This is a genomic window from Eisenibacter elegans DSM 3317 (genome assembly GCF_000430505.1).
Taxonomy (GTDB): Bacteria; Bacteroidota; Bacteroidia; order Cytophagales; family Microscillaceae; genus Eisenibacter; species Eisenibacter elegans.
Genome location: NZ_AUMD01000012.1, coordinates 455329 through 472337 on the forward strand (window position 1 = coordinate 455329; position 17009 = coordinate 472337).

The window sequence follows — 17009 nt, forward strand, 5'->3', positions numbered from 1 at the left end:
TTGTTTGGGCTTAGGTTATTTTTTTGAGAAAAAATTCGCAATTTGCTGGCCATCAAGTGTGTTGAGCGTAGCCTCTTTGGTCAGGCCGGCTTTTCTCGCGATACGCACTCCCCAGTCAATATCGTGAATGGTGGCTTGTTCGTGGGCATCAGGATTGATGCTAATCTTGACTCCTTTTTCCAGAGCATAAGGGATATATTGCCAAGGAATATCCAAACGCCAAGGGCTTGCATTCAGCTCAATAGCGACCCCATTGGCTGCACAAGCATCAATAACTTTCATAAAGTCTACAGGATAGCCTTGCCGGCTCAGCAGCAGCCGGCCTGTAGGATGCCCGAGGATGGTAGTATAGGGGTTTTCTATCGCCTTGATAAGCCGTTGAGTAGCCTTGCTTTCATCCATTCTCAATCCGGAGTGGATAGAGGCGATGATAAAATCGAAGCTTTTCAGACAATCTTCGGGGTAATCTAGTGAGCCATCAGCCAGAATATCAGACTCGATACCTTTGAATATTTTGAAAGGAGCTAGGCTGTTGTTGAGCGCATCAATTTCACGATGTTGTTCATAAACACGGGCTTCGTTTAGCCCATTGGCATAAAAAGCCGACTGGGAGTGATCCGTAATGCCTAGGTATTGGTATCCAGCTTCAGCACAGGCCTGAGCCATTTGCGCTAGGCTGTGTTTGCCATCGCTATAAGTAGAGTGAGCGTGAATGACTCCCTTGATATCAGAGGTCTCCAAGAGCATTTCGGTTTGGTATTGTGTTGCCCAAGCCCACTCTTGGTGTCCTTCGCGCATTTCGGGGACGATATAGGGTAGCCCTGCGCCGGCATAGATGGCTTCTTCGTTGGCAAAAGTAGGCTGCTCCTTGACCCAGACCTGTAGGGGTACTTGGGTTTGGGTGGGCTGTGCCAAATGCCTTCCTTCGCAAGCTTGCAAAAATCGGGTACCGACCCACTCATCTTCCGACACAAGGTGCACAGAGACTTTGAGCTGTACTTCTGGTAACTGCCCCCGCCACACTTTGAGTCCGTGTGCGATAGGCGTAGGCTCAAGGTCTTCGAGCTGGTTTAGGCTGTGCCAAGCTGCTTCCCAATCGTGGCTAACGGCTACCCAACATAATTCACTCACAAATTCAGCCTGGCGGCGCAGCTCGCCGCTGGCGTATACTTTGCCCCTAAAAACGGGCAATGATGTCAGTGCTTGGGCTACTTTTTGGGCATACACTGCGGCTTTATCTAGGCGTAGCTTGCCCTTGGTGTCTTGTTTGAAGAGCAGCGCCTGCCGGATTTGTTCTTGGGTTTTGGTGCCAAATCCTTTGAGCTGTGCTACTTGGTTGGCTTCGCAAGCCTGTAGCAGTCCTTCGGCATCGGTGATGTTGAGCTCTTGCCAGAGTGTGCGCAGTTTTTTGGTACCAATGCCCGACAGGCCGGTCAGTTCTATCAGACCGGCGGGTGTTTTTTGCTTGACTTCTTCGAGTAGTTTGAAAGTACCGATAGTACAGAGTTCGGCTATCTTTTCGGCGATAGCTTTCCCTATGCCGGGGAGTTGTTGAAGCTCAGCAACGGAGAGGTTGGCTAGCGGGGTATCTACTTTTTCGAGATGTTGGGCAGCGGTAAGGTATGATTTAACTTTGAAAGGGTTCTCTTCGTGTAGCTCCAAGAGTGTAGCCAATAGCTCTAGTGTATGGATGATTTGTGCGTTGTCCAAAAGTTTCAAGGGGGTTGGGTCTAGGTATTGTGTCAAAATAGGGCGGCCAAGGTGGGTCGCTATTTAGTGACCTCTGAAAGCCGGCTGGGGCAGAAAATTTGGGGTATTTAAGCCCAATCTTTAAGGTGCATGTACTGTTTGCGTGGAGAGAATGTTACAACGATGGGCAGAAATTTTACCAAACCTCAGTTTGGCTATACCAGCGGCTATTCAGCATTTATACGACTTCTTGCGCTTTGAGCAGGGAGAATGCGACAGGGCTTTGGGCGAAAAGGGGCTTGGTCTGCCCCCAAACGTGTTGAAAAAGCTCCGAGTGTCGATAGTTGTTGAGATGCTCTTCGCTGAGCCAGTGGCTGTAGGTAGTAAAAATATGGGGGGCTGACCAGTCGCGCAGCAAGCTAAGGTGTTGGCAGCCTTCAAAGTGCCGTATTTGGTGTTTGTAAGTTTCAAAAGTAGCCAAGAAAGTCTCTACTTGATCTGCTTGGAAAGTCATCCGAACGATACGAATCAACATAGGGTAAGGGGTTGAGATGGTAGTCAGTATATTGACTAAGGTAGCCAATCTTGTAGTAGCTTACAAGTCTGATAACAAAAAAACCCGACAAGACAGGCTTATCGGGTTTTGTTTGAGGAGTAAAGCTGAGCGAAAGACGGGGGTCGAACCCGCGGCCTCGACCTTGGCAAGGTCGCGCTCTACCAGCTGAGCTACTTTCGCTTTAATAAATAGTACCAGGAGCGGGGGTCGAACCCGCACGAGCGTTTCGGCTCACAGGATTTTAAGTCCTGCGTGTCTACCAATTCCACCATCCCGGCGGTTCTTGTCTGCTCCTTTTTGCAGCGAGCGAAAGACGGGGGTCGAACCCGCGGCCTCGACCTTGGCAAGGTCGCGCTCTACCAACTGAGCTACTTTCGCTGATGGATGACTATCGTCCTAGTCATTTGGGACTACAAAGGTAGTGGGTTGATTTGAATTAACAAAAAAAGTGCTGATTTTTTTTATCAATGTTGTTTAACAATTTGTTTTTCAGGGGTATATTTTATTTTACTAACAAAAAAACCACTGCCACCGGCTTCGCCCAGGGCTGTATAGGGGTGTTCGCCCCAGATGAGGAAGTAATCATCATACCAATGTTTTAGCTGTACACTGTTGCTGAGGTTGATGCGTTCATCGCCTAGGATATCGCCAATGCGCTGGGAGTTTTGCTCCCCTACGGTACGATAACGGTGTACTAGCTTGGACTGAATTTTGTTTTGCTCCACATAGGCAATGACAGTACTATCGCCTATAAAACCGATACGAAGATTTTCGCGCTGGGTATATTCTTTCAGGCGTTTGATACGGATGGTATTGTCCCAAAGCTTGCGCCCGTTGAGATCAAAGGCAGTAATGGTGGCGTGTAGGTATCGGTAGCCGTCGAAGGTGCGGAAGGCATCACGTGGATACATTACGCCCATATTGTTGTTACGATATTCTTCCACATAGCTTTCTGTAATTACATAGAGCTTGTCTTGGTAACTGATGAGGTCTTCTTGCATCGTGGATTTCGTCCGGATGATATAGTCTTTGCCCCGACTTTGGCGCTTGGCAATGCGTGCTTGTATGCGGTCCACTTGTCGTTCGTTGCGGTATTTGAAATAATTGACAAAGTCGACAAATTTGTAGAACATGACCTTGTCTGTTTTGCCTCCTTCAAACGTAGCGACACAAAAACCTTGGGGGAGGTTGAGGCAGCGATGAGAGAAGGTCGCCAGCAGCATTCAGCGGTTGTCGCCGGTTTTGCGGGCAATGATTTGCTGCAAATAACGGTCGCGATCTTCGCCAAGATTGAATACCGGGAGTAACCCTACCAAGATGGAATAAGGCTGTACAAAGATTTGACAGGTACGGCGGTTACGAATGACAAAGTAGGCGGTTTTGCCTTCGGGGTCATCGTAAATGCGCTGAAAGTCAGTGAACTTGTCAAAAAATGAAGGCATTATTTGGAAAGATACCTCGCCCGAGGGCAGGTATAGCGCCGTGCTCTTGTCGCGATAACGCCCAATAATCAAGACAACATCATCGATGACCTTGAAATCCTCGACTTGCAACCTGAAAGGCAGACGGCCACTGAGGATACGTAACTCACCTGTTTGCACATCGATGCTGAGGGTAGAGAGATAGAGGCCGGAGTTGTCGGTGGTGAATATGTGGAAATAGCGCCCTTCATCATAATAGGTATCCAATACATAGAAGCGCCCCTTGAGGTCGTAGTTTTGTTGCCAGGCTTGCGCAAAATCTTCGGCAAAACGTGCCAGCTGTAAGGTACTGCTAAACTGCCGCGCTTGGGTAAAAGTAAGAATCCCTTTATCGCGCAGCGGAATCACATCTAGAGCGTAGGGGAAGGCATCGGGGGTCAGTATTTCGAGGCGGGCAGTCTGCTCAAATTGCCCATAAGCAGGTAAAAACCCTCCAAGTAGCCAAACTAGGCCAAGCCAGAGGAGCGCATGAAGATGAATGGGTGTGTGCATAGGTTTGGCGGTTTAGTATGTTAGGGAGCGCCTTAGGATGATTAGGATAGTAATATAACCAAATTTGATTAAAATTGTGAGCAATCCAGCCAAATAAGTTTTCGGTATTTTGTAGCCCGATACTTGAACCCTTGTAGGGTTTATTGGTAATGAGCAACTCTTGGCAGGTTTTTTTGGTTATATACCCATCAAGGAAAACACTTCGAACAATGTTACAGAAGAAAACACTTATCCTCGGCGCGACTACCAATGCCGATCGTTATGCTTATATGGCTGCCGAAAGACTGACGGCACACCAACACCCGATTGTGCTGGTGGGGATAAAAAAGGGAGAGGTTGTGGGCCAACCGATTGACAACAGCCGCCAAATACACACAGACATAGATACACTGACCTTGTATGTAGGGCCTCAGAATCAGCCAGAATGGTACGACTATATCCTCCAAACCAAGCCACAAAGACTTATTTTCAACCCCGGTACCGAAAACCCTGAGCTTGCCCAAAAAGCTAGCCAAGCTGGGATAGAAGTGCTCTATGCTTGTACTTTGGTGATGCTTTCGACCCAGCAGTATTGAGGAGATAAGCCCTGATTTTGTTTTCTTTGTTGTATGATGAAAATAACTATCCTTGGGAGTGGTACTTCGCAGGGCGTGCCGGTGATTGCGTGTGATTGTGTAGTGTGTCGGTCGCTCGATTTTCGGGACCAACGCCTCCGCGTGTCTGTACATGTGGAGTATAAGGGCAAGAGTCTTGTTATTGATACAGGGCCAGACTTCAGGCAGCAGATGTTACGGCACGATATCCGCCAAGTAGATGCGGTCTTGTATACCCATGAGCACAAAGACCATACTGCCGGAATGGATGATCTCCGCACGTTTCAGTTCAAGATGCCGAACGATATGCCCATCTATGCGCGCAACCACGTATTGGAGCAGCTCAAACGAGAATTTGCCTATATCTTTGTTGACAAAACTCAGAAATACCCAGGCGTGCTTTCGGTAGCGCCACATATCATCGAAAACAAGCTTTTTGAAGTAGAGGGTATCCCGATTCTGCCGATAGAGGTCTTACACTATAAGTTGCCAGTCTTTGGCTTTCGGATTGGGGATTTTACCTATATCACCGATGCCAACTATATCGCGCCCAAGGAGCTAGACAAGGTCAGGGGAACCAAGGTGCTGGTCTTGGATGCGCTCCAAAAAGAAGATCATCTCTCTCACTATACCCTAGCGCAGGCGCTGGAGGTAATGGCCGAAATCAAACCTGAGCAGGGCTACCTGACACATATCAGCCACAAAATGGGCTTGCATCGGGAGGTTGAGCGAGACCTTCCCAGCTATGTCAGGTTGGCTTATGATGGTTTGCAGCTACAGCTCTAAATAGATGGGCATCAAAAGCCTGTCAGGGAGTTGGCCGCTGACAGGCTGTGATGTGTATAAGTACCAAAAATAAGTTTTTTGGACTATTTAGGCTATGGTTTGTTGATTATTTGGGAGCATTGGTAGGTAGCCAAGTTTGGGTACGGTAAAACATCCCCCAATACCCACGCACCTTGAGTGTATTGCCTTCGCGCCATATTTTACAGTTGTATTCTTTACCACTTTCGGGATCGAGGATTTTGCCGCCCGACAGCTCGTTGCCATCCGCAGAGGCTTTGAGGCCGCTGAAGATGACCATTCCCAATACGGGTTTGTTTTTGCGCTCGTCCGTACATTTTTCGCAAAGCCCTTTGGCTTCTTCGGGGTCGGTGATAGAAATAATCTTACCAGCATAAGTGCCAGCAGTGGTTTTGTAGATATGTACTACGGAGCGCTCCTTGCCGGTGTTGTCGTCGACGGTCTTGAAATAGCCCACTACTTGGGCTTGTACGCCCAATAGGCTTAGGCAACACAACACAAAACTGATAATGATGGTCTTTTGCATAAGGGAAGTTAGTTTAAAACGGGGATAATTGGTCAACAAAAATACGTTTTTATACCAAGATTTGCTTGGTTTGAGGGCTTACTCGATTTGATTTTCTTGATGCTCAAGGATTTTCAACATACACACTTCCCAAATTAATGCTGATGGGGGCACAATCCGAATCAGTGGTTACGCTTTCCAGCGAAGCAATTCGTCGAGCAAGTCGGGGTTGGTTTCGAGCGCATTGCCCACCACTACCATATCAGCGCCGGCTTGGTAGGCTTGGCGCAGGTGGTCGGCGTGGCGGATACCTCCGCCTATCACCAGGGGATTTTGGGTTTGTTGGCGGATGGCACTGATGACCGCCGGGGGGATGGGGTGTTGTGCGCCGCTGCCTGCATCGGCATAGATAAGCCTCAGCCCCAGCAGCTCTCCGGCGAGCGCTGTACAGGCGGCTAGCTCAGGCTTGTCGGAGGGGATAGGGTTCGTGTTGCTGATATAAGCTACGGTGGTAGTGCGCCCTCCATCTACCAACAAGTAGGCCGTAGGAATGATTTCTAAGCCGCTGCCTTTTAGGAATGGTGCGGCAGCCACGTGTTGCCCAATCAGGTATTCAGGGTTGCGGCCTGATATTAAAGAAAGCAACAAGATAGCGTCTGCGCTTGAGCTGATGTGTAGGTTGCTTCCCGGAAAAATGATTACTGGCTGCACACACATTTGGCGGATGTAGGCAAGGGTTTGCTCTAGGTTGCCTTGAGTGATGAGGCTGCCCCCTACCAGCACCCAGTCTACTGCGGCAAAGGCAGGCTTGCTACTCCAACGTTCAAACACCTGTGGCGAAAACTTGTCGGGATCTATCAATAGCCCAAAAGCTTTATGCCCTTGGGTTTGTAGTTGTATCAGTTGCTTGAGCAGCATTATGAGCAGTTTGGGAAGTTGATGAAGAAGACTTTCCGCCGGGAGCGCGTCCTTGTTGTTGGGCAGCTTGGCGTAAGTATTGTAGCGCCAAAGTCTGCACTACATCTTTGAAAAAAACAAACAGCCAGTTGCGCATCTCTGCTTTGACCATCTGCCAGAGCTTGCTTTCTTGTGGAGGCGCAACAGGCCGCTCAGTAGGGGTTTCTATTGGCGTTTGCTCGGGGGTTGGGCTTGGTTGTTGGGGCTTGGTATTGGCTTTTTGCAAAGTACGGACTACTTGATAAGTACCAAAGGCCATACCGGCCATAAACAGCACCGTGCTGAGCTTGCCCAATTCCAACTTGAGCTTCTTTTCTTGCTGACGTAGCTGCTTGTTTAGCTCTAGGCGCTTACGATCGAAGGGACTTGCGTCTAGCTCGTTTGCGCTCTTCGTCTTTGTTGATTTCGTCATAAATTTTGTATTCCAATTGGTTATGCAATCTTTGTCGAATCAGCCATAACATCATCAAAAAAAGCCCTTGAACGCCTGCAATACACAGAAAACCGGCAAAAGGTGTATCTGGAAACCACCAATGATTGATTAGCAAGGCCAGCCCCACACTGATAAGCAGCCACAGCGAAAGCATGATGATGGCAATCACAAAAACTTCCAACAACAGGATGATGAGTGTCGCAATGCGCTCCTGAAAATCGAGCTTGGTCAGCTCTACCCTTGTTTCGACATATTGCGTAACAAGGTCTGCGATGAGTTGTCGGTCGATGAGTTGATTGAGCAGTTGTTTTAAATTCATACGACAGCGGAGGCTTGGGTGTGCATTGGCTTAGCGGTTACAAATATCTTTATAAATACAATATTGACAAGTATCGGTGTCAGTGGTTTTTGCGAAGTCTTCTTGTGGGTCAAGCATTTTCCGGATGATTTGCTCCAAATGATACTCCGAAGTCTGGATAAAGCCCTGCCAATCTTGGGTCGAAAGTTGTGGGCTTTGGCCTTTTTCTTCCAAAGAGAGTAAAAATTTCTCTGGTTCACGCAAGGCATATACGCCGGCGCTGAGCTGTGTGGGCGGGGTTTGGGTGCGGGTAGCAGGCAAAAAGCGCTGCTTCTCGAAAAGCTCTTTGGCCACAATATACTTATAAATCCAGAGCTGCCGTAGCTTATCAGCCATAGGGTCGGTATGGAGGCGCTCCAGTTCTTCGGTTTTGATGTGTAGCTCAGTAGCACGCACCTTCCCGGTTTTATAATCGATGATGCGCAGGTGTGGCCCTATCTGGTCGAGTCGGTCGATGATACCGGTAATCTTGACGCGCAGGGTCTCCCCGTGGATGATGGTCTCAAAAGTAGTGATGATATTTTCACGCTGCCGTTTGCCTAGCTTGTCAGTATCGTCTTTGACGTTTTCAAGCAAAATAATTTCAAAAGGCTGTTCCGATTTCTGAATTTCAGCAATTTGCGCTTTCAGAAACTGCTCCATAAACGTAACGGCCACTTCCTTGGTGATATAGTTTTCGCCGGTGAGGTCGTAGTTGACGTAGTTGCTTTGTTTGAACTTTTCTTCTACAATACCCGGCACCTGCGGCAGCATTTGTTCGATATCACTGATGCCTACCTGGCGGTGTAGGTTCTTAGAGGCCATCTGTGTGAAAAGCTCTTCCAAAATTTCGTGGATGATAGTCCCAAACTTATCAGCGCCCAGCTCATCACTCGTTTGCTGTGGAGCTTGCAGACCAATAATTTCAGCAAAGAAATACTTTAGCGAGCAGGCAATGAAGGTATTGATGTGGGCGGGAGAGAGGCCGCTTTGTGTAATTTGTTGTTTGACTTTTTGCAACAGCCAAGGGCTTTTGTTGATGCGTAGTTCGGGGCTTTGCTCAGCTTGTCGGGTGCGGTATTGGGCTTGGCGTGTGCGCACCTTTAGCTTGGGGTTGGCCTGTACCCAGTCGCTTTCAATCTGGTATAGTAAGCGACTGCGCTCCTTGGCTCCATACGTATCCGAGGGAGCCACATATACCAATGCCACACGCTGTGCGCGCTGTAGCAAGCGGTAAAAATGATAGGAGATAATCGCGTCTTGATCGCTATAAGTAGGCAAACCATAGCTGCGCGCAATGTCAAGGGGGATAAAAGAGTTGATTTTTTTGGTGTGGGGCAAAATCCCCTCATTGGCCGAGAGGATGATTACCTGCTCAAAGTCCAATGCCCGGGTTTCGAGCAACCCCATCAGTTGCAAGGGGCTGAGGCGGTCACTGTCAAAAACAATGGTTTCTTGCCGCAGCGCCTGATAGAGCAAGGTCCTAAAAAACCGTCTATTTTCCGAAATCTGCCTATACAGTCCCTTGTTGTGTGTTTTGTATCGGTTGAGGGTTTGGCGGATATCTGCCAATACTTCCTGAAATAATTGCCTGTATTCTAGCTCCATTGCTTCTTCGTGGGCTTGGCCCGAGGGCAATAGCAGCAGCAGTGCTTCGAGCTGGTCTATGAGCTTGCCCACACTGCCGACTCGTGTCAAAAGCAGCTCCAACAGCGGGCGCAATGAGGCCAGCTGTGCTTTGTATAGTGCCAAATCTTGGGCAAAATCTTCTTGAAAAACAGGGTCTAGGTCAATCTCTAGCAACTCTTCTTGCGAAAGGGCAAATTTATTATGCTTGTTGATAAACCAAATCAGGGCATGGCTAAGGCGCTTTTCGCCGCTTTCGGGAGGCAGGTGCGCTTGCTCATAGCTCCGAAAATAGCGGTGCTGGAACAAGGCCAAGAGGTGTTTGTAGTTAAACTTATAGACCCACTTGTTGCCCTCACGCTGTCGCTTCAGCTGCCCATGGAGCGCAAAAAACAACTCGGTAAAATGAAACAAGTGCGAATGCCTGAAAGACATTCCCATGGTGATATTGAGTGCTTTGTGTTGGGTATCTAAGCCCTGTAATACCGGTAGGAGCAGGTTTTCGTCAGACAAGACGATGGCTGTCTTGAGGTTTTCGACCTCGGCCAAGGGTTTTTGTTCCCATTGGTGTAGCAGTTGGTTGGCTATTTGGCCTTGCCAAGCGGCATTGGCTGCCGCAATAATTTCGACTTCTTTTTCGCCATCGAGCATAGCCCGCCCCTCAAAATACCAAGGACTGGCCCAACTGTTTTTATACTTGCGCAAAAAAGCCCCGGCCTTGTTTTCGATGTTGTGGCTGAGGTAGTAGGTATCTGAGTCCCAATAAGCGCCCCCTCGATTATGTTTGATGAGTTTTTGCAAAATCTGCTCTTCGGCGTGGCTGAGCGCGTTCATCCCCACCCACAAGAAGCGCTTGTGTTGCGGATGGTTGAGCAAATAATGGTCTATATTTTCGGCTACCCGTCGGTAGAGCATCCCTTGATAGGCGAGGTTATAGGTGCGTAGCCGCTCCTGAAAAGCATCATAAGCACTGTGTAAGTTTTCCCAAAGTTTGAAATAGCGTTTGATGCGCTCTGTCATTTTCTCCGGACTGATGCCCCATTGTTGTAGCAGTTTGATGTCATATAAATTATGGAACAGGGCCTTGGGGTCTATCAGGGCTCGGTCTACTTGGTCAAAATCTTTGAGCAACACATAGCCCCAAGCCGCAAAGCGATCAATGTCGATGTTGTCGTCCAAGTGTTGATAGACATCGTAGAGCTCTAGCAGCAAGGTCATTGCTCCAGTAACCTTGGTGTCGGTCAGGTAAGTGAAAAAGTCCTCAATCGGAATCAACACAGGTTGATTTTCGGGCTTGATATGGGCACTGAGGGCGTGTTTGAAATAAAAGGTCGCCCGTTTGGTGGGCAACACTACGACCGTTTGGGCTAGGTCTTCGGCATAGGTTTGGCAAATATGTGCCGCGCATTGAGCTAAGAATGACTGCATCCGGGAGCGATTGAGGTATCAAATAACGAAGTGAAGTTAGCAAAATTCGCTCAAATACTTCCGTTTATGCTCAGTTTTCAAGGAATTCAAGACATTGCACCGTCTTAAGAAGGCTTTTTATGCCCAACCAAAATTGGTTTGGGAAATCTGCGCACTGAGAATCCTTGAGCATCAAGGAAATCAAATCCTGTAAATGCTCAAATCTTGTGAATCTTGACATAAAACTATGGGCGAAGTCTCATTTTACCCCCCAAAAGGTATCAAACTTTGAACAGTATCTGTAAAAGTTAGTTACTCTCTTGGTATTCGCGGAGCTGTAGTGTGAGGCGTTTTTCGCGCTCGAGTAGGGAGCTATTTTGGCGCAAGAGGTCTTCTTTTTGCTTGGATACTTGCTCTAGTTGGCGGTGGGTTTCAAGGTCTGACTGGATGACCTCGGTAATATCTTGTGAGATTTCGACGATTTTGTATACCTGTCCGTCTTGCTCAAACACCGGACAGTAACTGCTTTGCAGCCATCGTTCTGTCCCGTCTTTATGAATTCTTTTGAAACGCCCTCGGATGACTTCTCCTTTGGCGAGGCGTTTCCAAAACTCTTGATAGCTTCGTTGGTAGCGTTCTTCGTGCTCTACCAAGGTATAATGAGGCTTGTTGCGCAGCTCAACATCAGCATATCCCAGAATTTCCAGTCCGTAGGTGTTGGCCTGAATGATATACCCCTTGGTATCATATTCTATAATTGCGTGAGACTTGTACAATGTATCCAATCGGTTGACTGCATCGCTGCTTCTGATATACATTTCGGTATTAGGCAATAACAGGCCGATGATTTTGATGAGGTCTCCGTGGTGGTTTTTGATAGGGGTAAAGGATCCCAACATCCACACCTCCGAGAGGTCTTGGGCTTGGTATTGGAACTGGCCTACCTGGGCAAATCCTTGGCTCAGCGCCTCCCAGAAAACCTCGTAGTCGGCGTGATTGCGAATATTTTCGGGGATAAGTGCATCATAACTTAGCTTTTTGAGCGAAGGCAAGTCATACTTTAGTTCTTCTAAGAAAACAGCGTTGGCTTTGCGGATATACCCCTGCGGCGCTAGCTCTATCAAAGCAGTATAACTATTGATGGCTAGGGTCTGCCAGCGGTATTCCAGCAACTGTGCTTCCATCTCTTCTTGTGTAGAGATGAGTTGATCCATATTTTGGCGCATTTCTTCTTCTTGGGCGCTCATTTCTTCTGTAGCTTCGCGGGCTTCGTCCAGCAGTATCTGCGTTTCTTTATTTTTCTGAATGGTAGAAACCATAGAAGCGAGAATCTCACTGATACGTTTGACAAAATCGATCTCGTAAGGCTCAAAATATCGGAAAGAAGCCAGCTCAATAGCGCCCAAGAAATCGGTATCATTGGCCATAATCGGAACTATCAGCACACATCGGGGCGATTCGCCCCCTAGGCCGGAAGAGATACGCACGAAGTTTTCGGGGATTTCGGTCAGGTAAAGGGTATCCTTTTCGCGCCATACCTGCCCTACCAACCCCTGTCCCATTCTGATTTGGCGTGTTTCGAAGCGCTTACGCTCATAGGCATAAAGGGCCTTGGTTTCTAGGTAGTGGTCTTCACGGTTATCATCATTGACAATAAAGATGCTTCCTTGGTTGGCCTCTACATAGCGGACAAGCGTACTGATAAACTCGTCGTAGGTCTGTTGGTCATCTTCATAATTTTGGCGCAAGATATTGCTAAAAAGCGCAATTCCTTCATTGGTTCGGTTGCGTTGGCGGGCTTGGATGGCTACTTCTGTCAAGCCTTGGCGCATATCTGAAAGAGCCTTACCAATATCGCTATTGGCCTCAAAAACAGCTATTTGGCTCTCAAAATTCCCCTTGCTTACCTCGGCAGCAAAGTCTTGCAAGCGTCTGAGATGGGCTTGGAGTTTTTGCAAAGAGTCAATGATGGCATTCAGCTCTTGGTCTTTGATTGTATTGAGCTCGCTAAGGTTGCCTTGCGCTAGGGCTTTGGTGTGTAAGGCAGCCGTGCGAATATCCCTAATCAGCTGATTGCTAAAGCGGATAGTCATATACAATGAAATCAACAATGAGATGATAATAATGCCCACCAACAACAGACTGAATCCGCTGAGGTTTTCTGCGAGGCTTGCGCCTTTTGTTCGCAGTTTTTCGAGATGTATTTGGTCGAGGGTTTCGATGTCTTTGAGGATTTTCTGCGTAACCGGCAACACATCCCGGCGAAACACCTCTTTGGGGGAGAGTTGGTTTTTGAGATCCTCGTCGCTGTAGGTACTACTCCGATAGCTTTCTACCAAATCTTGGGCGTTGCGCAGGTTTTCGAGGCTGGAGAGTAGGTTGGCATACATCAGTTTTTCTTCTACCCCTGTCCATTGTGCGGCATATTGCTTGAGCGAGTCTGTAATAGCAGGCAGCTCTTGCCGCCAGATACGGGCGCGTTGCTCTTGGTAGGTTTCGAGTTGGCTTTGGCTTTGGTAGCTTTCGCCCCAAGCCAAGAGGTACGTCTGTAGGTGTTGGTTGCTGTGGCTTACAGCCAGCCCCAGTTTTTGCCCGTAGATACGCGAGTTTTCCAGTACATTGACCAAGTAGCTTACTTGGTTGGTACTTTGGCTGATTTGGTAAATCACCAATGAAACGAAAGTAGTCAGTAGTATTGTAATGGCTACAAAGCTAATCATCAGTTGGCCTCTGATACTGCCCAACCACTGCCACCAGCTGCGTTTGGGGGAATTTGTCAAGGGCGCATTTGCTTTTGTATCGCTCATAAAACTCGTGCTTGCTAATGCTTTTTTCGGGAATGGGTATGGGTTGAGCCAAGCCCAACGCTTGATATCAATTGCCAAAACCGTACCGTAAAGATAGCAGCATTGTGCTAAATATCAGTAGTTGTACCAATTTTTTCACCTCATTCTATCTCCTTGCCCAACAGCCGCAGGTAGTCTTCTATGGTTAGTCGGAGCGCCTCTTGTTGGGGCGTAGTATGTAGTAAGGGGCTTGCTTGGCAGCGCAGCGTATGCTGGGCCTTGATACTTTGGTAGAGACTTAGGGCAAAGGCCTTGTGTTGGTGATGGTTGCTGCGCTTCGCAAAGACATACTGCCCACTATCGACCGGCGAAGCCCAATCGATATAAAGGCTGTCGCCAGTGGCAAAGGCCAACGCGTTAGGCTCTACTACGAGGTAGGCTTCGTCGAAGCGCCAGTTGTGGGCGATAGCCAAATTGATTAGGGGGGTATCGGCAGTTTTGACGCGTTTTTTCAGCCTATATAGTGTGATATGGGTATTGGGTGGTTCTTCGCGATCATAATAAATTTGCCTGACATTTTTGAAAAACAGCTCTGCGTCGTCTGGTGTATGAAAGTCAGCCAGAGGTTGGTATTGGCTGCGAGGGTCAGGCGTGCCACATTGGCTATGAAGCCCAAGCAAGGCGAGCCACCCACAAAAGTACAAGAATAAGCGCATACAATCAGATGGTTTGGTGTAGCTCTAATACCATCTAAAGGTTGGTTTTGTTGGCAGGGGCAAATAAAAAGCCTGTAAACAGTGCTTACAGGCTGGGGAGAATTTAGATGTTGACAGCAGTGTCGCGGCGGCGCATCTTGCCGGCAGGGATACCAAACATCATCTTGAAGCGGCGGCAGAAATAGGCTGTGTCTTTATAACCTACCTCTTGGCCGATGTCGCGGATGCTCATATCAGTAGTCCGCAGCAAGTGTACGGCGTGCTCCATACGTTGATACTCAATATAATCTTGAGGGTTGATATTGGTCAATTTCTTGAAATACTGCCCTACATAATCCTCAGAGATGTTGGCTACATTGGCCAACACCTTGTTGGACAAGTCGCCGCCCAGATTTTCTTTGATGTACTTGAATACTTCTACCAAACGGCGGTCTTTGAAGTAGGTACTGTTGGTGGCGAGTTTTTCCACAAAAAGGTCGTTGCGCAGGATATGGCGGATGACCTCAATCACCACTTGCTCCATTTTGTTTTGGAGCATACGGCGTTTGCCCGGGGTAGCCTGAAGGTCTTCTTGTACAATCTCTTTGATAATACGTGCCAATCCGGGGTTGTCACGGATGACCAAGGGGGGAATATCGAGTGAAGAGAAAAAGTTGATAGAGTTGGAGACTTTGGCCTCAAACGATAGGTAGCTGAACGAATTGCTCAGTTTGCCTACTTGGCTTAGGTCGCTGTTGCCTCCAAAATAGCGTTCTTTGCTCGAAATAAAGTGTTGATTATCAATAAAATGAGGAATACTGTTGATAGGGTCAAAGCCCTCTTCTGCCAAACGGCTAGCATAGGGCGCTAGGCTGTCTTGGAGTCCAAAAGCCATACAGGTTGGTTTACCACCGGGTACAAATAGGATATCACCTACCTCTACTTCTTCGAGCGTTTGGAGTAGTTGGCGCTCGCGTTTGCGGCGGGTTTGATCGCTGGTTTCGGGGGTAGCAGGCTTGCTATGACCGTTTAGTTGGCCGTTTAGCTCCTCTTCGCCTTCTTTCAGCTCTTTGTCTTCGAAATAAGAAAACGCGATAGATTTGTCGTGAAGCAAAAAAATATGGTTTTCAACATCGTAGTAGTCTTTGACGATAACGGAGTTGAGCAGCTGGATATTTTTAGCTTTGAGCAGCCTTACAGTCAATGCATCTATGATTTCATTGTAATCTCCCATACTCAATTATGATTTTATTTGTATTTTTAGATTTGGTGTTTCGCAAGAAATATGCCGTTAGTACAAGTAGTATAGCTAAAAAAGAAACGTATCACAAAGATACGCTTCTTTTGTTATAATACAAACAAATAACTGATTTATGATTATTTTAAGATACCCCGAGAGATGACAATACGTTGTACTTCGGAGGTGCCTTCATAAATCTGGGTGATTTTGGCATCGCGCATCATACGCTCTACGTGGTATTCTTTGACGTAGCCGTAGCCGCCGTGTACTTGTACGGCTTCGGTGCTGACCCACATGGCGGCTTCTGAGGCATATACCTTGGCCATCGCGCTGGCGTGGGCATAGTCGAGGCCGGCATCTTTGATGCGGGCTGCTTGGAGGCAGAGCAGGCGAGAGTTTTCTACCTTGAGCGCCATATCGGCCAGCTTAAACTGGATGGCCTGATGTTGGCTAATGGGCACTCCAAATGCTTTACGTTCTTTGGAGTATTGTACAGACAACTCGTAGGCGCCAGAGGCAATGCCCAAGGCCTGAGCCGCAATCCCAATACGCCCGCCGTTGAGGGTTTCCATCGCAAAGCGGAAGCCGAAGCCATCCACCCCGATGCGGTTTTCTTTCGGTACGCGCACATCCGAGAACATCAGCGAGTGGGTGTCGGAGCCACGAATACCCATTTTTTCTTCTTTTTTACCAATAGTAAAGCCTTCCATTCCTTTTTCTACAATCAGGACATTGATGCCTTTGTGGCGTAGCTCGGGATTGGTTTGGGCTATGACAAGGTAGATATCGGCATTACCTCCGTTGGTAATCCAGTTTTTGGTACCGTTGAGTAGGTAGTGGTCGCCTTTGTCTTCGGCAGTGGTACGCTGGGAGGTAGCATCAGAGCCTGCTTCGGGTTCTGAAAGGCAAAATGCGCCCAGCTTTGCGCCGGTAGCTAGTGGTACGAGGTACTTGCGCTTTTGCTCTTCATTGCCATATTTTTCCAAACCCCAGCAAACGAGGGAGTTGTTGACAGACATACAAACCGAAGCTGAGGCATCAATCTTGGAGAGTTCTTCCATCGCCAATACGTAAGACACGGTGTCCATACCGCTGCCGCCGTATTCAGGAGAGACCATCATCCCCATAAAGCCTAGCTCGCCAAGTTTTTTGATTTGCTCTGCCGGAAATATTTCGTGGGTGTCGCGTTCAATCACACCGGGAAGCAGTTCGCGCTGCGCAAATTCACGCGCTGCCATACGGACTTCTTGCTGCTCTTCGGTCAGGAAAGCTGCCGAAATTTCGGTATCTATAATCGCCATAATTTATTGGTTTATTACTATCGGAGTTATTTGGAGTACAAAGATATGCCTTTTCACAAAAAATAAAAAAGGCTTTTGTACTTTTAGAAGGGATGCCTAGGGGCTGT

The 17009-nt window shown here is 48.0% G+C and carries 15 protein-coding genes and 3 tRNA genes; 2 read left to right on the forward strand and 16 right to left on the reverse strand.

The features are described 5' to 3' along the window. Window positions 1-15: 15 nt before the first annotated feature. From polX to G499_RS0105585, 7 genes are all read right to left on the reverse strand, one after another. Window positions 16-1710, reverse strand: a complete 1695-nt coding sequence (gene polX / locus G499_RS0105555) for a DNA polymerase/3'-5' exonuclease PolX (RefSeq protein WP_026999125.1) — start codon at window positions 1708-1710, stop codon at window positions 16-18. Between the two features lie 217 nt (window positions 1711-1927). Continuing rightward, window positions 1928-2224: a putative quinol monooxygenase gene (locus G499_RS0105560; RefSeq protein ID WP_026999126.1), complete on the reverse strand. Its 297-nt coding sequence runs from the start codon at window positions 2222-2224 to the stop codon at window positions 1928-1930. A 128-nt stretch (window positions 2225-2352) separates the two neighbouring features. Further along, a tRNA-Gly gene (locus G499_RS0105565) sits at window positions 2353-2425 on the reverse strand. 12 nt (window positions 2426-2437) lie between these two features. Then, window positions 2438-2523: transfer RNA gene (locus tag G499_RS0105570), tRNA-Leu, on the reverse strand. A 27-nt stretch (window positions 2524-2550) separates the two neighbouring features. Next, window positions 2551-2623: transfer RNA gene (locus tag G499_RS0105575), tRNA-Gly, on the reverse strand. Window positions 2624-2709: 86 nt separating this feature from the next. Continuing rightward, on the reverse strand, window positions 2710-3378 hold the full coding sequence (locus tag G499_RS0105580) for a hypothetical protein (RefSeq protein ID WP_154658322.1): 669 nt from the start codon (window positions 3376-3378) through the stop codon (window positions 2710-2712). 90 nt (window positions 3379-3468) lie between these two features. Beyond that, a complete protein-coding gene (locus G499_RS0105585) occupies window positions 3469-4218 on the reverse strand; it encodes a hypothetical protein (protein ID WP_026999128.1) in 750 nt (249 codons plus the stop codon). Between the two features lie 209 nt (window positions 4219-4427). On the opposite strand from G499_RS0105585, the gene G499_RS0105590 reads away from it, so the two are divergent. Next, the gene (locus G499_RS0105590; protein WP_026999129.1) at window positions 4428-4793 is read left to right on the forward strand and encodes a CoA-binding protein; all 366 of its coding nucleotides are present in this window, start codon (window positions 4428-4430) and stop codon (window positions 4791-4793) included. Window positions 4794-4829: 36 nt separating this feature from the next. Continuing rightward, window positions 4830-5597, forward strand: coding sequence for an MBL fold metallo-hydrolase (locus G499_RS0105595; RefSeq protein WP_026999130.1), 768 nt, complete (start codon window positions 4830-4832; stop codon window positions 5595-5597). A gap of 106 nt (window positions 5598-5703) precedes the next feature. On the opposite strand, the gene G499_RS0105600 is transcribed toward G499_RS0105595, so the two are convergent. The 9 genes from G499_RS0105600 to G499_RS0105645 all read right to left on the reverse strand — a co-directional run bounded on the left by G499_RS0105600 (window position 5704) and on the right by G499_RS0105645 (window position 16902). After that, a complete protein-coding gene (locus tag G499_RS0105600) occupies window positions 5704-6141 on the reverse strand; it encodes a DUF2147 domain-containing protein (RefSeq protein ID WP_026999131.1) in 438 nt (145 codons plus the stop codon). 168 nt (window positions 6142-6309) lie between these two features. Beyond that, window positions 6310-7038, reverse strand: coding sequence for a phosphoglycerol geranylgeranyltransferase (locus G499_RS0105605; protein WP_035726586.1), 729 nt, complete (start codon window positions 7036-7038; stop codon window positions 6310-6312). Beyond that, the gene (locus tag G499_RS0105610; protein ID WP_154658323.1) at window positions 6995-7489 is read right to left on the reverse strand and encodes a hypothetical protein; all 495 of its coding nucleotides are present in this window, start codon (window positions 7487-7489) and stop codon (window positions 6995-6997) included. The genes G499_RS0105605 and G499_RS0105610 overlap by 44 nt, the downstream gene beginning before the upstream one ends. After that, complete coding sequence (locus tag G499_RS0105615; protein WP_026999134.1) at window positions 7428-7829, reverse strand: phage holin family protein; 402 nt, start codon at window positions 7827-7829, stop codon at window positions 7428-7430. Before G499_RS0105615 ends, G499_RS0105610 begins: the two co-directional genes overlap by 62 nt. Window positions 7830-7859: 30 nt before the next feature. Then, entirely contained in the window at window positions 7860-10901 is a 3042-nt protein-coding gene (locus G499_RS0105620) for a PD-(D/E)XK nuclease family protein (protein WP_026999135.1), read from the reverse strand. A 287-nt stretch (window positions 10902-11188) separates the two neighbouring features. Next, a complete protein-coding gene (locus G499_RS0105625) occupies window positions 11189-13687 on the reverse strand; it encodes a PAS domain-containing protein (RefSeq protein ID WP_081413654.1) in 2499 nt (832 codons plus the stop codon). 140 nt (window positions 13688-13827) lie between these two features. Then, on the reverse strand, window positions 13828-14382 hold the full coding sequence (locus G499_RS0105635) for a hypothetical protein (RefSeq protein ID WP_026999138.1): 555 nt from the start codon (window positions 14380-14382) through the stop codon (window positions 13828-13830). Window positions 14383-14485: 103 nt separating this feature from the next. After that, a complete protein-coding gene (locus tag G499_RS0105640) occupies window positions 14486-15595 on the reverse strand; it encodes a helix-turn-helix transcriptional regulator (RefSeq protein WP_026999139.1) in 1110 nt (369 codons plus the stop codon). Window positions 15596-15738: 143 nt separating this feature from the next. Continuing rightward, the gene (locus G499_RS0105645) at window positions 15739-16902 is read right to left on the reverse strand and encodes an acyl-CoA dehydrogenase (RefSeq protein WP_051295938.1); all 1164 of its coding nucleotides are present in this window, start codon (window positions 16900-16902) and stop codon (window positions 15739-15741) included. Window positions 16903-17009: the final 107 nt, after the last annotated feature.

Coding starts and splice junctions, on each gene's coding strand:
- G499_RS0105620 (WP_026999135.1), bottom strand. CDS start 10,901: ATGCAGTCATTCTTAGCTCAATGCGCGGCACATATTTGCCAAACCTAT.
- G499_RS0105645 (WP_051295938.1), bottom strand. CDS start 16,902: ATGGCGATTATAGATACCGAAATTTCGGCAGCTTTCCTGACCGAAGAG.
- G499_RS0105640 (WP_026999139.1), bottom strand. CDS start 15,595: ATGGGAGATTACAATGAAATCATAGATGCATTGACTGTAAGGCTGCTC.
- G499_RS0105625 (WP_081413654.1), bottom strand. CDS start 13,687: ATGAGCGATACAAAAGCAAATGCGCCCTTGACAAATTCCCCCAAACGC.
- G499_RS0105635 (WP_026999138.1), bottom strand. CDS start 14,382: ATGCGCTTATTCTTGTACTTTTGTGGGTGGCTCGCCTTGCTTGGGCTT.
- G499_RS0105605 (WP_035726586.1), bottom strand. CDS start 7,038: ATGCTGCTCAAGCAACTGATACAACTACAAACCCAAGGGCATAAAGCT.
- G499_RS0105595 (WP_026999130.1), top strand. CDS start 4,830: ATGAAAATAACTATCCTTGGGAGTGGTACTTCGCAGGGCGTGCCGGTG.
- G499_RS0105590 (WP_026999129.1), top strand. CDS start 4,428: ATGTTACAGAAGAAAACACTTATCCTCGGCGCGACTACCAATGCCGAT.
- G499_RS0105580 (WP_154658322.1), bottom strand. CDS start 3,378: ATGTTCTACAAATTTGTCGACTTTGTCAATTATTTCAAATACCGCAAC.
- G499_RS0105600 (WP_026999131.1), bottom strand. CDS start 6,141: ATGCAAAAGACCATCATTATCAGTTTTGTGTTGTGTTGCCTAAGCCTA.
- G499_RS0105585 (WP_026999128.1), bottom strand. CDS start 4,218: ATGCACACACCCATTCATCTTCATGCGCTCCTCTGGCTTGGCCTAGTT.
- G499_RS0105560 (WP_026999126.1), bottom strand. CDS start 2,224: ATGTTGATTCGTATCGTTCGGATGACTTTCCAAGCAGATCAAGTAGAG.
- G499_RS0105615 (WP_026999134.1), bottom strand. CDS start 7,829: ATGAATTTAAAACAACTGCTCAATCAACTCATCGACCGACAACTCATC.
- G499_RS0105610 (WP_154658323.1), bottom strand. CDS start 7,489: ATGACGAAATCAACAAAGACGAAGAGCGCAAACGAGCTAGACGCAAGT.